Below are 13,410 nucleotides of genomic sequence, written 5' to 3'. Positions count from 1 at the left end.
CGTCGCAACCAGCCTTTGCTTATCCGCCATACAAGTTCTTATCATGCTTCTCGACAATCGAGGCAAACCGCCGCGCAAAGCGTTCATCCGCTTTGGTCTTTTTCTCCAGCACGTCACGGGCAAAGACCATGTGGTCCTCATGCGCCTCAAGCATGTCGGCCATTTTCTGATTGGTCGCGGTGCCGATGGCGGCCATTGCCGTCTGCGCTTCTTGGTCTGTCTGCACGCCGATCTCGTTGATGCGGTGGGCCACGTCCTGCTGCTGCGCGGTTTTCAGCGATTTGGTCAGGGCGTCATACAGCACCACGCGTTGTTGCGTGTCTGTCTGCAGCTTGTTGATCAGCACCATCTGCGTCGCCGCCTGGTTCTGTAGGGAATCGACCCAGGTCTTGCCCTTTTCGATATAGCGCTCCAGCGTTTGCGATTTGGCCAGCTTGACCTGTTCTTCCTGAACCTTGGCGTTGTATTGCTTGTTCAGTTCGGCCAATTCAGTCTCTAACTGGGTACGCGCGGCGGCGTCCTGTTCGACGCTGATCTTGTTTTCCAGTGTGATGATCGTCGGATCCATGCCCTGTATTTCAGTGCGCAGGGCTTCCAATTCGGCCACTGTCGCCTCACGGTCGTCCAGCGTGCCGGTCAGGTTTTCCTCGACCTTGACGCGCTGTTCTTCCAGCACGGACAGCTGCCCTTCCAACAGTTTCACGATCACGTCGGATTTGGCGATCAGATCCTGCAGCTTGTCATCGATATTGGCGGTACGCATGCGTTCCTGCCGCATCGACTCGGATTTGCCCTTGGCGAAGATTCCAACAAACGACTCCCACCCGGTTTTCGAGCGCATCTCGTCGAAATCCTTGGAAAACGCGTTGGTGACGTCGTCCAGACCCATGATGAGTTCGGCGATATTGGCGTTCATCACCTCGGTATGGGCATGCACGTCCTCAAGCGTGGCGTTTTCGATGTCGATATCCGCCTCGGCCGTGCCGATCTTGGCTCGTGCCGCGTCAATCCGCGAGGTCAGGCTTTCGATCTGCGACTGGCTTTCGCGGACTTTGGTCTGCGTTTCTTCAATCAAGGCGTCAAATTGATGGTTCGACATCTGCACTATCCCCTTTTTTATTCAATTACCCAATAACATAGGGAATGTTACGAGTATTTACATCCCCTGAAGCCCAAAATTCCCCAGAACTGTGGCAAACTCTGCTTGAAAAAGATAGGCGCGATCTGCCCGTCAAAGTTGTGGCTTATGATCAAATCTGGATTGATCTGCTGCGAACAGTGGACATAGACATTCCACACCCCACCTGTTTGTGTGCGCGAGATACAATTCCTGCCGGAGCCTGACCCATGCTGGACGCAACGACCGACCTGAAATCCATTCTCAAGAACCCGGACCTGCTGGTGACCAATGCCTATATCGGCGGGCAATGGGTCGAGGGTGAGAATGGCACCTTTGCCGTCACCAACCCGGCACGCGGTGACGTGGTCGCCGAAGTGGCAGACCTGAGCCGCGCCCAGGTTGCCGGTGCGATTGCGCAGGCCGAAGCGGCGCAGAAAGAATGGGCCAAGCTGACCGGCAAGGAACGTGCAGCGATCCTGCGCCGCTGGTTTGATCTGATGATGGAAAACGCCGAGGACCTGGGCAAGATCCTGACCGCAGAACAGGGCAAACCGCTGGCCGAGGCGATTGGAGAGATCGGCTATGGCGCCTCGTTTATCGAGTTCTTCGGCGAAGAGGCCAAGCGCGTCTATGGTGAGACGATTCCGGGCCATCAGCGGGACAAACGGATCATAGTCCTGAAGCAGCCGATCGGCGTGGCTGCTTCGATCACGCCTTGGAATTTTCCCAACGCAATGATTACCCGCAAGGCCGCACCAGCGCTGGCTGCCGGATGTGCCTTCGTGGCCCGCCCGTCCGAGGAAACACCGCTGTCTGCACTGGCACTGGCTGTTCTGGCCGATCAGGCGGGCATCCCGGCCGGTGTTTTCAACGTCCTGCCATCCTTGAATGCCAGCGAAATCGGCAAAGAATTCTGCGAAAACCCCGGCGTTCGCAAACTGACTTTCACTGGGTCAACTCAGGTTGGTCGCATCCTGCTGCGACAAGCGGCAGATCAGGTCATGAAATGCTCGATGGAGCTGGGGGGCAATGCCCCGTTCATCGTGTTCGACGATGCCGATCTGGATGCCGCGGTCGAAGGCGCAATGATGTGCAAATTCCGCAACAACGGTCAGACCTGCGTCTGTGCAAACCGCATCTATGTTCAGGCGGGGGTTTACGATGCTTTCGCAGCAAAACTGAAAGCCGCGACCGAGGCGCTTTCGGTCGGTGATGGGTTGTCTGACGGGGTCACAACCGGCCCGCTGATCAATGCCAAGGCGGTTGCCAAGGTTCAGGACCACATTGAGGACGCAACAGCCAAGGGCGGGTCCGTTCTGACCGGTGGATTGCCCCATGATCTGGGCGGCACGTTCTTTCAGCCCACCATCGTAACAGGCGTCACCCAAGACATGAAAGTCGCGCAGGAAGAAACCTTTGGTCCGCTTGCGCCGCTCTTCAAGTTTGAGGACGAAGACGACGTGATCGCCATGGCTAATGACACGATCTTTGGTCTCGCCTCCTATTTCTACGCCAAGGATCTCAGCCGCGTCTACAAAGTGGCCGAGGCGCTGGAATATGGCATCGTCGGCGTGAACACAGGCATTATCTCATCCGAGCTGGGACCGTTTGGTGGCGTTAAGCAATCCGGCCTCGGGCGCGAAGGCAGCCACCACGGAATGGAAGACTATCTTGAGATGAAATACGTCTGTCTCTCGGTCTGATCCGTTTTGGTCCCGGTTTAAAAACCGGGACCTTTTGGTTTGTCACAAAACTGCAAACAAACTGTCACATCCCTGCAATGACCCGCGGTCATCCCCCTTTCATCCAACTGAGAGAGGATAGAACCCGATGTCATTGCGCTTTGTCTGCCTGACATCTGCCCTTGCCCTGACAGCTGGTCAGGCCATGGCAGAGATGAATTTCAACCGAATTGCATCCTTCCCCGTCGTCAAGAACATGGCCGAGGGCGCGGATACCAACCGTGAGACCTCGCCCGAGATCATCGCGGCTACCGCAGATGGCATGACGCTGGTTTACACCGACAGCCCGCTGGGTGTGATTGGCATGATCGACATCACCGACCCCGCAAAACCCGCGCCTCTGGGAGCGATGGAGGTGGGTGGTGAACCGACATCCGTTGGGATCGTTGGCGCGACCGCTTTTGTTGGCGTGAACACCTCGGAAAGCTATACTGCCCCATCGGGTAAGCTGATCTCCGTCGATATCGCGGGCAAGACACAGACCGGTGCCTGTGATCTGGGCGGTCAGCCCGACAGCGTCGCCATCGCCCCTGATGCCAGCTTTGTCGCCGTAGCGATCGAGAATGAGCGCGACGAAGACCTGAACGACGGCATTATCCCGCAACTGCCCGCAGGTGAGCTGGCACTGGTACCGCTGAAAGACGGTGCGCTGGATTGTTCCGGCATGAAGATGGCCTCACTAACCGGCTTGGCCGAGGTTGCTCCGACCGACCCCGAGCCGGAGTTCGTGGATATCAACAGCCTTGGTGAGACCGTCGTTACCCTGCAGGAAAACAACCACATCGCGGTTGTTGCCAAAGACGGCACCGTCATCAGCCATTTCTCGGCAGGTAGCGTGGATCTGGAGGGCATCGATGCCACGGATGAGCGCGGCGCGCTGATCTTCAGCGAAAGCCAGCCGGGCCGCCTGCGCGAGCCTGACGCGGTGAAATGGATCGACGACAACCACTTTGCCACCGCCAACGAAGGCGACTATGAAGGTGGCTCGCGAGGTTGGACGATCTTCCACAAAGACGGCACCGTTGTTTACGAGAACGGCACCGATTTCGAGAAAGCCATCATCCAGATCGGCCACTACCCCGACAAACGCTCGGACAGCAAAGGGGTTGAGCCCGAAAGCGTGACCGCAGCCACCTTCGGCGGCACACCGATGATCTTTGTGGGTGCCGAGCGTGCCTCGGTCGTGGGTGTATACGACGCCACCGACCCGGCGAACCCGGTTCTGAAACAACTGCTACCCTCAGGCGTCGGCCCAGAAGGCTATGTAGCGATCCCCGAGCGGAACCTGCTGATCTCGGCCAACGAAAAAGACCTGATCGAAGATGGCGGCCCGCGCGCGCATGTTTCGATCTTTGAATATCAAGAGGCCCCCGCCGCCTACCCGCATCTGACGTCGGAAGGCGCGGATGAGCTGATCGGATGGGGCGCTCTGTCCGGTCTGGTGGCAGACGAGGACGGTATGATCTACGCGGTCAATGACAGCTTTTATGGCTTCCAGCCCTCGATCTTCAAGATCGACCCCAGCCAGCAGCCCGCCCGCATCGTGGACGTGATCCGCATCCACCGTCAGGACGGCAACCCGGCGCAAAAGCTGGACCTTGAGGGCATCACGCTGGACGGCAAGGGTGGCTTCTACGTCGCCTCCGAGGGCCGTACCGACCGTGTTATCCCACACGCGATCTACCATGTCTCCGCCGAGGGCAAGATCAAGAACCGCAAAGGCGAGATCGGCCTGCCTGCCGAGTTGATGGCGGTCGAGAAACGCTTTGGCTTTGAAGGTATCACCAAGGTCGGCGACACCCTATGGATGGCCGTTCAGCGCGAATGGAAGGACGACCCTGAAAACCACGTGAAACTGGTAGCCTACAACCTTGAAACCAAGGAATGGGGTGCAGTGCACTATCCCAAAGCAGACCCGGACACAGGCTGGGTCGGCCTGTCGGAAATCGTGGCTTTCGGTGACCATGTCTATGTTATTGAACGCGACAACCAGCACGACCACCGCGCGGTGACCAAGAAAATCTACCGCATCCCGCTGTCCGAAATGACCCCGGCCCCTCTGGGCGGCGACCTGCCCGTGGTCAGCAAGGAAGAGGTGCGCGACCTGTTGCCTGACCTGACCTCGACCGGAGGCTACGTTCTGGACAAGATCGAAGGTCTGGCCATCCTGCCTTCGGGCGAGGCGTTCGTGATGACCGACAATGACGGCGTCGACGATGCCTCGGGCGAGACGATGTTCTGGTCGATCGGATCGGTTTCAGCCGGGAATTAAACCACTTTCTAAACCTTGGCGGACCCCGCACGTAAGTGTGCGGGGTCTTTGCATTGTAGCTCCTGCTTTGTGCCTATGTTGACCGCATCCTTCAGCCGTTTTCGGCTTAGAAAAAGCCTGCCATACAATTGTCCAAAAACGCATTTTTATTGGCGAAGCTTGAGGGACGGTGAAGTCTAATGTGAGACAGGAACAGTTGAAAACATGAAAAAGATGGACGCACTTTTTAAGTACTGGGAAGATCCAAACTACGTGGTCTTAGAGGCTGGGCAGCCTGAAAAAACCATTGATTGGTTATCCCAGCAGACGCCCGATACGTGGCATCGTGTCGTCATGACATGGAACTATGACTATGAGGATATAGTTCTGTCTTGGGTTCTGCAGCAGGAGAACTGCGACAAAGGAACCGCCGCTCGCGTATTTGATATCGAGGGTATGGGGCACTGGCTTGGGAATGCAGAACTTGCAAAGAACGAAAGTCACTTGTGTTCGATCATTCTAAAGAACTGGAAGCGGTACAAGTCGGGTGATTTCCTTCACACACCCCAAAATTATAATTTACTGCTAGAAAAGGTGCGCATGCACATGGAGAGTGGGTTATATGCCGACACTCCAATTTTGGACGTAGCTCAATACTCAGGTTCTCGCGACGCACAGTCAGAGTTCGAATCTCAAGATGGAAAGATAGTAGTCGCCTTCGACCATTGGTTAAGGACGAATGGCATCGAACTCACAGAATGAGGATCCTTAAAGCGGAGATCATAAAAATTCCAACAAACCTCAGATCTCCGCATAACGAACATCCCCGGAATACAAAAACAACGCCCCGCGTCTGGAGGAACGCGGGGCGTGCAGTCTGCGATCGTCCTGAGAGGCGGGACTATCGCGATTTATCTCAGGCCTTAGTTCACGGCCTTGGCGTCAACCACGTCTTTCTCGATGGCGTTGGCCGAAGAGATCTCGATCCGGCGCGGTTTCAGGGCCTCGGGGACCTCGCGCTTTAGGTCGATGTTCAGCATGCCGTTCTCGTGGCTGGCGCCGGTCACGCGGACGTGGTCGGCAAGGGCGAAACGACGCTCGAACGCGCGGGTGGCAATACCGCGGTGCAGGTAGCTGCGCCCTTTGTCTTCGTCGGCTTTCTTGCCAGCGACGACCAGTGAATTCTCTTTCACTTCGACGGAAAGATCCGCCTCGGAGAAACCGGCGACAGCGACCGAAATACGATAGGTATCGGCATCGGTTTTCTCAATGTTGTAAGGGGGATAGCTGGGCTGCGCGACATCGTTGGTCAGAACGCGGTCCATCATGTCGGCGATCTGGTCAAAACCAATAGTGGCGCGGTGCAGCGGTGCAAAATCAAAACTACGCATGTGTCGTATCCTCATGTCAGAGCGATGAACGATTGTGCCCTCCGAACGGACGGGCGGGTTGATTGGTCAGGCCCCGTTTGTGGCGACCCGATACAAATCAGATGGGAATGTTTTGGTTGAGTTCAACCCCCGCCAGAGCTGATGAATTTCGCGCCCGAGCTGGACTTGTCTGATCCAACCTGCAATCGGCGAATAGACGCCTTTGGCTTGGGTGCTGCGTTGCGTATGTCGGCCTTGAGTTCCGATACGATCCCCGCCAACTCCATGCCATAGCCGACTTTTCTTTGGCCATCTGTTCCAAGGGCCGAAACAACAGACAAAATCTGCCACCGGGTGCCTTTTCGGGCCAGCAACGCCGACCCCGACGACCCAAACGTGATGTCACAGTTGAAGGTGATCAAGCCTTGCCGACGCTCGAGGATCTGGCAGGACCGCTCGCGCGTGATCGCCTCGGATCGGCCGCGCCCGTAGGATGCGATGCTGACCTCATCATTTGTCACGCGCCCACTGTACAGCGCAAACGGATACGCCACCGTGTTCGGGATTGATTGTTCTAGGCGCATCAGCGCGACATCAGCGCGAACCGTGGCCGGGGAAAGGTTCGGGTCGTTGGTGTAATCGGGGTGGACCGCGATTTGGACGACCCGGCGATCAGCCACAGCCTTTCCTTTGATCAGCCCGGCCCGAAAGGTCACGTGCCCGGGCGCATACGGAATTCCAGTGGCACGGTCGACCGCGCAATGCGCTGCCGTCAAAACCAGATCCGGCGCGATCAGGGTTCCCGTGCAAAAAGACCGGTTTCCGATGTCCAGACGTCCGACCGCCTCCCAGCCATAGAGATCCTGTCGGTTGGTCAGCTTGCGTTTCGAGTTCTGCGCAAGGGATGCGGATGCAAGGCCTACAAGGCAAAGGGTGGCTATCACTAAACGGATCATGGCTTGATAAACCGCGCACCGACATTGTTGGTCGCAGCGCCCTGTGGGGTTGTGGCTATCAACCCGCGCCCGGCGGATAGCTCGCGTTGAAGAAGGGTCACTGACTCATCAACCGCCGTACCTACAGCGACGCGCTGCCCATTGAACTCGGCCTTGGCGGCCACGACGGACACGATGCGGGGGCGCTCGCCCTCAAAGGAAAAGACCGGCGCGCCAGAAGACCCGAACTCGACGTCGCAGGACATGACCAGGACGTCTGACCTGCGGGTCATGACCGAGCACACCTCTTGCAGAGCCGGGGCTTCGGCGCGGTCCTGCGCGTAAGAGACCACGCCCACTTCTTCTCCGCGTGCGGGGCGGGTGCCGGTCTCAAAGGGAATAACTGTTGTGTTGCGAATAGGCTGCCAAAGCTCGACCAGAGCGATGTCACTGCCGATACGCGCCGACGAGTCATCTTCGCCGTACTTGTACTCGGGGTGTATCACGGCCCTGCGCGCGGGCCGATAGGCGGACGCACGTCCAAGTCGCCACGCCGCCAGAAACTCGACTGTGGACAAATCCACCTGCTTGCCAGTCACTTTATCAAACAGACAATGCGCAGCCGTCAGAACAAGGGTCGGCGAGATCAAAGTGCCAGTGCAAAACCCTGCGCCACCGATATCCAGTCGACCAACTGCCATCCAAGCCCGACCGGCATCGGTCGTATCCAGACTTTTCAGCCTGGAGTCCTGCGCCATCGCCGTCATTGGCAAAAGCGCCAGTGTCAGTGCCTTAATCCAGTGTCGCAAGCGGTTCTCCGACGTTGCTTTAGACGTATCCTCCTACGCGCCGCATGGGGCGAAAATAGGGCGCTTGCTTGGCGGTCGGTTTCTTTAAGCAACTGCGGTATCGCAGCATCAGAAGCCTACCTTAAGATCGGCACCTCACGGTCCGGCCTGCGGTCCTGCTGCATGGCGCGCGGTAACGGGCCTCCGGTCGCCCAATCCAACAGTTCGACCGTATGCAGAATCGGGACTTCGGTAGCCGACCCGATTTGCATCATACACCCGATATTACCTGCGGCAATAACATCCGGGTTACTGGCCATAAGCGTGCGAACCTTGCGGTTCTTAAGCTGTCCTGAAATCTCTGGCTGCATCAGGTTATACGTACCAGCACTGCCACAACACAGGTGACTGTCCGCGGGCTCGACAACTTTGAACCCAGCCCGTTTCAGCAGATCCTTCGGATATGTCTTGATTTTTTGACCATGCTGAAGCGAACAGGCTGCATGGTATGCGACCGTCATGTCCTTATCATCGCCTTCCGGCACATCCAGCTGCACAAGCAATTCACTGACATCCACCGCCAACGCAGAAACACGCGCGGCGTCCTCGGCCAGCGCATCATTGCGGAACATGTGACCATAGTCTTTGACCGTCGTTCCGCACCCCGAAGTATTGATGACGATCGCATCCAGACCCTGCCCGTCCATCTCAGCGGTCCAGGACCGGATATTGGCGGCAGCCGCCTTGTGGCTTGCGTCGGATTTTCCCATGTGGTGGGTCAAGGCACCGCAACACCCGGCACCTTCGGCCACCACCACCTCACACCCCAGACGGGTCAGCAGACGGATGGTTGCGTCGTTGATATCCGTGTTCAACGCCTTCTGCGCACATCCGGTCATCAGCGCGACGCGCTTCTTGCGCTGTCCGGTCGGGGCGAAACTCTGAGGATCGTCATTCCGACTGACCGGAGGGATATGCCGCGGGGCCATATCCAGCATGGCCTTCAATCTGGCATCTGGCATCAGAAACCGGAACGGACGGCCCAGCTTGGCACCGATCAGCGCCCAGCGAAATCGCATTGGATAGGGTAGAATTTGGGCCAATACCCATCGAAGCACGCGATCCGTGAAAGGTCGTTTGTAGTTCTGCTCGATATACTCACGGGCGTGATCGACCAAATGCATGTAGTGCACACCGGACGGGCACGTGGTCATGCATGCCAAGCACGACAGACACCGGTCGATATGCTTAACTGTCTTTTCATCCGGAACCCGCTCATTCTCGAGCATATCCTTGATCAGATAGATACGCCCGCGTGGGCTATCCAGCTCGTCGCCGAGCACCTGATACGTCGGGCAGGTCGCCGTACAGAACCCGCAATGCACGCAGTTGCGCAGGATTTCGTTTGACCGTTGGGTGGCCGGATCAGCAAGCTGTTTTTCGGTGAACGTCGTTTGCATGCGCCTACCCCATGAGCCCTGGATTGAGCAAACCGCGTGGGTCGAATTTCTGTCTTATTCCGTTTGTTAGAGCCGAAATATTACCAGGTTCAGGTTGGAACCTTCCCAGTGTCTTGATCGTCTCAGTTGATGCACGCACCAAGGTTGCGTGCCCGTCCAAAGCGCCCATTTTCTGTCGCAGATCCGTTCCCTCTGGCACCCGAGCCCAGACCAGACCACCGCCCCAGTCGAACAGCGTCTGCTCGGCTTCTAACTGGGCAGCTAGGGTGGGGGCATCCGAGGGTTTGACCGAAATGCGCCAAACATCGCCATCTTGGCCATGCAAGGCAGACGCATCGCGGATTGCGCGCCAGTGTTCCGTCGGGTTCTCAAGCAGGCTGATATCTCCGAACCCTGAGAGAACGGATTTCAATTGCTCGACACGATATGCGACCGAGTCTGTGAAACCTTCGACACGCAGCAGAGCATGTCCCTCTGACGGGGCGAAGGCCGCCCCGCTTACCTCAAACGGGGATTTCAGCGCGGCGGACAAGGTTTGTATTGCCGATGCTACGTCAGAAACCTGAACAGCCAGTGTCGATGTTGCTTCGGGCTTGGGCAGTACCTTTAGAGACAGCTCTGTCAGTATTCCAAGGGTACCCCATGATCCCGCCATCAGCTTGACGAGGTCGTAGCCAGTGACGTTCTTCATCACCCGCCCGCCATTTTTGATCACCTGCCCTGCACCGTCAACATAGCGCACACCCAGCAGGAAATCCCTGCAAGCCCCGGCCTGGATACGCCGCGGCCCCGAGATATTGGCAGCCACAACACCGCCGATGGTCGGCACACCATTTGTACCCAGCAAGCCCCGATGATCCATCGGTTCAAAGGGCAGTTGCTGCCCTTCGGCCTCCAGCGCGGCCTCAATTTCGGCCAAAGGGGTACCTGCCTGGGCAACAATCGTCAGCGCGCCGGGTTCATAAAGGGAAATACCACTCAGACCACCGGTTTCGATCACGGCCTCAGGGCCATTGATCCCGCGTGTCCCGCCCCCTGCAATACGCACCGGCTGTTCCAGCCCGGCCACCAAGTCGGCCAGTTCGGCTTCACTTTCAGGTTTCATCACAATTCTTCTTTGTTAGAGCCGATTATTCCGCCGCAAGAGGCGTTTCGCGACGTGTCTGCGACGCACTCAATGGGAACACTTTGGCGGGGTTCAGTAACCATTTGGGATCAAAGACATCTTTGACGGCCATTTGCGCTTCTAGGTCGGCGGGCGCGTATTGATGGGTCATCAGATCCCGCTTTTCGATCCCGACGCCGTGCTCACCGGTCAAACAGCCACCGACATCCACACAAAGCTTCAGGATGTCCGCGCCGAACGCCTCACACTTTTCCAGATCGCCCGGTTTGTTTGCGTCGAACAGGATCAGAGGGTGCATATTGCCGTCACCTGCATGGAATACATTACCAACAGGCAGCCCATATTCCTCGCTCATTTCACCGATGCGGCGCAGCACTTCGGGCAGCGACGAAACCGGGATCGTTCCATCCAGGCACATATAATCATTCATCTGTCCCATCGCGCCGAAAGCCGATTTGCGACCCAGCCATATCTTGGCGCTTTCCTCGGCTGACTGACTTTCACGCAATTCAACCGGGTTATGGCGTTTGGCGATTTCGATGATTTTCGACAACTGATAGTCGATCTCGGCTTCGGACCCCTCGACCTCAACGATCAGCAGCGCATGGCAATCCGGGTATCCTGCCTGGGCAAAGTTCTCACACGCCTTGATACAGAGCGTGTCCATGAACTCGATCGCGACAGGTAGAATACCCGATTTGATAATGTCCGAAACGCATTGGCCCGCAACTTCGTTGTCATCAAACCCCATCAGAACAGGCCGCGCGCCTTCGGGTTTTCGCAGGATGCGCAAGGTTGCCTCGGTCACTACGCCCAACTGGCCTTCGGATCCGCAGACAACACCCAACAGATCCAAACCACCCGCGTCCAGATGCGCACCCCCGATCTCGACCACGCTGCCGTCCATCATAACCATGGTCACACCCATCAGGTTATTGGTGGTTACGCCATATTTAAGACAATGCGCCCCGCCCGAGTTCATCGCGATATTGCCTGCAATCGCGCAAGCCAGCTGCGATGACGGGTCGGGAGCGTAGAAAAAGTCATCTTCTTCCACGGCACCGGTCACACTCAGATTTGTTCGCCCGGTCTGCACGCGAATGAAACGGTTGTCATAGTCGACTTCGAGCACCTCGTTCATGCGCGCGATGCCCAGAATGACACAGTCAGCCGTAGGCAGAGCGCCACCCGCAAGCGATGTACCGGACCCACGTGGAACGACCGGCACACCCTCTTCGTTGCAGATCCGCAGAACGTCCGAGACTTCTTGCGTGGTTGCGGGCAATACAGCCAGCATCGGAGGACAGCGATAAGCCGTTAGCGCATCGCACTCATAAGCGCGGGTCTCGGCCGGGTCATGGATGACGGCGTCCTCGGGCAGGACCTGTAACAAACGGCGTAGAACCGCAGCCTTGCGATTTAAAATATCGGGGTTTGGCTTTGGCATTTCCATGGCTGGTCCTCCGGTTTGGTAAAATAATATTACCAATTTTCCGATCTGGCAAGTTCTCCCGTCACATCATAGGGTCACTTTCATGTCGTGGATTGATCAATCTTTGCCGTTCTCCCCCATAGATTTCGTTGGCATCGGCCTGCTGATCGCGGCATGGCTGTGGATCGGCTGGCGGATCGAAAACCCTGCACCGCAAAAACCATCCGTGGGCATGATCATGGATGACTACCGCCGCGACTGGATGAAGGAAATGGTGACGCGCCAGCCGCGCATGTTCGATGCGCAGGTCGTTGGCACCATGCGGCAAGGCAGCACATTCTTTGCGTCGACCACGATGATTGCCATCGGGGGCGGGTTGGCCTTGCTGGGCAATACCGAGCGGCTGGCCGGTTTGGCGCAAGACCTTGCTCTGGGCACCGCACCCGCGCTGGTGTGGGAGGTCAAGATTTTGATTATCCTACTGTTTTTGGCAAATGCATTCCTGAAATACGTCTGGGCGCATCGCTTGTTCGGGTATTGCGCCGTGCTCATGGCCGCCGTTCCGAACGAACCAGAGGATCCCGCTGCGTATCCCCGGGCCGCGCAGGCCGCCGAGATTTGCGTGACCGCTGCACGAAGCTTTAACCGGGGACTGCGCGCGACCTATTTCGCACTGGCCGCCGTAGCATGGATTTTGGGACCCATTGCACTGATATTGGGCACGCTGATTACACTTGCGATGCTATACCGGCGCGAATTCGCGTCACATTCGCGCACCGTACTTCTGAACACCGGATCGTGATCACCAGCCCACACGCAAAAGGTTAGGTTCAAACCATGAGATATCTTGTTCTGACGGCCCTGTTGGCCACACCCGCCCTCGCCGATGATCCCGTCATCGAAAAGGTAACCGCCAAACCAAGCGGTAAGACCTGGAGATTCGATGTGACTGTCTCGCATCCTGAAACGGGCTGGGACGACTATGCCGATGGGTGGCGCGTTCTGGATATGGATGGAAATGAGCTTGGGATGCGCGTACTGCACCACCCGCACGAGAATGAGCAGCCTTTCACACGATCTCTAAGCGGCGTCGCAATACCCGCTGGGACAAGCCAAGTGCAAGTTCAGGCGCGCACCAACGCAGATGGCTGGGCCGAAGAAACTTATGTGGTTCAGCTTAACTGAC

The 13,410-nt window shown here is 57.3% G+C and carries 12 protein-coding genes; 5 read left to right on the top strand and 7 right to left on the bottom strand.

From position 1 onward, the window contains the following. Nucleotides 1-19: 19 nt before the first annotated feature. Nucleotides 20-1,099: a hypothetical protein gene (locus ACR0BD_RS16580; protein WP_480832059.1), complete on the bottom strand. Its 1,080-nt coding sequence runs from the start codon at nucleotides 1,097-1,099 to the stop codon at nucleotides 20-22. 248 nt (nucleotides 1,100-1,347) lie between these two features. Between ACR0BD_RS16580 and ACR0BD_RS16575 the strand changes: the two genes are divergently transcribed. From ACR0BD_RS16575 to ACR0BD_RS16565, 3 genes are all read left to right on the top strand, one after another. Next, nucleotides 1,348-2,823 (top strand): NAD-dependent succinate-semialdehyde dehydrogenase, encoded by a 1,476-nt coding sequence (locus ACR0BD_RS16575; RefSeq protein WP_480832057.1) that lies wholly within the window; start codon nucleotides 1,348-1,350, stop codon nucleotides 2,821-2,823. Between the two features lie 127 nt (nucleotides 2,824-2,950). Further along, nucleotides 2,951-5,134, top strand: coding sequence for an esterase-like activity of phytase family protein (locus ACR0BD_RS16570; RefSeq protein WP_480832055.1), 2,184 nt, complete (start codon nucleotides 2,951-2,953; stop codon nucleotides 5,132-5,134). Between the two features lie 204 nt (nucleotides 5,135-5,338). After that, nucleotides 5,339-5,875 carry a DUF4274 domain-containing protein gene (locus tag ACR0BD_RS16565; RefSeq protein ID WP_480832053.1) on the top strand — a complete coding sequence of 179 codons (537 nt, stop codon included), beginning with the start codon at nucleotides 5,339-5,341 and terminating at the stop codon, nucleotides 5,873-5,875. Between the two features lie 161 nt (nucleotides 5,876-6,036). On the opposite strand, the gene ACR0BD_RS16560 is transcribed toward ACR0BD_RS16565, so the two are convergent. The 6 genes from ACR0BD_RS16560 to ACR0BD_RS16535 form a co-directional block, all read right to left on the bottom strand. Further along, entirely contained in the window at nucleotides 6,037-6,504 is a 468-nt protein-coding gene (locus ACR0BD_RS16560) for an Hsp20 family protein (RefSeq protein ID WP_480698314.1), read from the bottom strand. Nucleotides 6,505-6,626: 122 nt separating this feature from the next. Continuing rightward, nucleotides 6,627-7,439: a trypsin-like serine peptidase gene (locus tag ACR0BD_RS16555; protein WP_480698316.1), complete on the bottom strand. Its 813-nt coding sequence runs from the start codon at nucleotides 7,437-7,439 to the stop codon at nucleotides 6,627-6,629. Continuing rightward, nucleotides 7,436-8,227, bottom strand: coding sequence for a trypsin-like serine peptidase (locus tag ACR0BD_RS16550; protein ID WP_480698318.1), 792 nt, complete (start codon nucleotides 8,225-8,227; stop codon nucleotides 7,436-7,438). Before ACR0BD_RS16550 ends, ACR0BD_RS16555 begins: the two co-directional genes overlap by 4 nt. A 116-nt stretch (nucleotides 8,228-8,343) precedes the next feature. Then, a complete protein-coding gene (gene glcF, locus ACR0BD_RS16545) occupies nucleotides 8,344-9,666 on the bottom strand; it encodes a glycolate oxidase subunit GlcF (protein ID WP_480832051.1) in 1,323 nt (440 codons plus the stop codon). Between the two features lie 4 nt (nucleotides 9,667-9,670). Further along, on the bottom strand, nucleotides 9,671-10,771 hold the full coding sequence (locus ACR0BD_RS16540) for an FAD-binding protein (protein WP_480832049.1): 1,101 nt from the start codon (nucleotides 10,769-10,771) through the stop codon (nucleotides 9,671-9,673). A gap of 25 nt (nucleotides 10,772-10,796) precedes the next feature. Beyond that, on the bottom strand, nucleotides 10,797-12,245 hold the full coding sequence (locus ACR0BD_RS16535) for an FAD-linked oxidase C-terminal domain-containing protein (RefSeq protein WP_480832047.1): 1,449 nt from the start codon (nucleotides 12,243-12,245) through the stop codon (nucleotides 10,797-10,799). Nucleotides 12,246-12,327: 82 nt separating this feature from the next. Here ACR0BD_RS16535 and ACR0BD_RS16530 point away from each other — a divergent pair, with 82 nt between their 5' ends. Together ACR0BD_RS16530 and ACR0BD_RS16525 are read left to right on the top strand one after the other, a co-directional pair. Further along, nucleotides 12,328-13,026, top strand: coding sequence for a DUF599 domain-containing protein (locus ACR0BD_RS16530; RefSeq protein ID WP_480832045.1), 699 nt, complete (start codon nucleotides 12,328-12,330; stop codon nucleotides 13,024-13,026). Nucleotides 13,027-13,061: 35 nt separating this feature from the next. Then, nucleotides 13,062-13,409 (top strand): hypothetical protein, encoded by a 348-nt coding sequence (locus tag ACR0BD_RS16525; RefSeq protein WP_480832043.1) that lies wholly within the window; start codon nucleotides 13,062-13,064, stop codon nucleotides 13,407-13,409. Nucleotide 13,410 lies beyond the last annotated feature (1 nt).

It is taken from the genome of Ruegeria sp. G5 (assembly GCF_056533365.1).
The sequence above is the reverse complement of the archived record's forward strand: the minus strand, read 5'-3'. Positions and strand labels throughout refer to the sequence as shown.

Coding starts and splice junctions, on each gene's coding strand:
- ACR0BD_RS16580 (WP_480832059.1), bottom strand. CDS start 1,099: ATGTCGAACCATCAATTTGACGCCTTGATTGAAGAAACGCAGACCAAA.
- ACR0BD_RS16575 (WP_480832057.1), top strand. CDS start 1,348: ATGCTGGACGCAACGACCGACCTGAAATCCATTCTCAAGAACCCGGAC.
- ACR0BD_RS16570 (WP_480832055.1), top strand. CDS start 2,951: ATGTCATTGCGCTTTGTCTGCCTGACATCTGCCCTTGCCCTGACAGCT.
- ACR0BD_RS16565 (WP_480832053.1), top strand. CDS start 5,339: ATGAAAAAGATGGACGCACTTTTTAAGTACTGGGAAGATCCAAACTAC.
- ACR0BD_RS16560 (WP_480698314.1), bottom strand. CDS start 6,504: ATGCGTAGTTTTGATTTTGCACCGCTGCACCGCGCCACTATTGGTTTT.
- ACR0BD_RS16555 (WP_480698316.1), bottom strand. CDS start 7,439: ATGATCCGTTTAGTGATAGCCACCCTTTGCCTTGTAGGCCTTGCATCC.
- glcF (WP_480832051.1), bottom strand. CDS start 9,666: ATGCAAACGACGTTCACCGAAAAACAGCTTGCTGATCCGGCCACCCAA.
- ACR0BD_RS16540 (WP_480832049.1), bottom strand. CDS start 10,771: ATGAAACCTGAAAGTGAAGCCGAACTGGCCGACTTGGTGGCCGGGCTG.
- ACR0BD_RS16535 (WP_480832047.1), bottom strand. CDS start 12,245: ATGGAAATGCCAAAGCCAAACCCCGATATTTTAAATCGCAAGGCTGCG.
- ACR0BD_RS16530 (WP_480832045.1), top strand. CDS start 12,328: ATGTCGTGGATTGATCAATCTTTGCCGTTCTCCCCCATAGATTTCGTT.
- ACR0BD_RS16525 (WP_480832043.1), top strand. CDS start 13,062: ATGAGATATCTTGTTCTGACGGCCCTGTTGGCCACACCCGCCCTCGCC.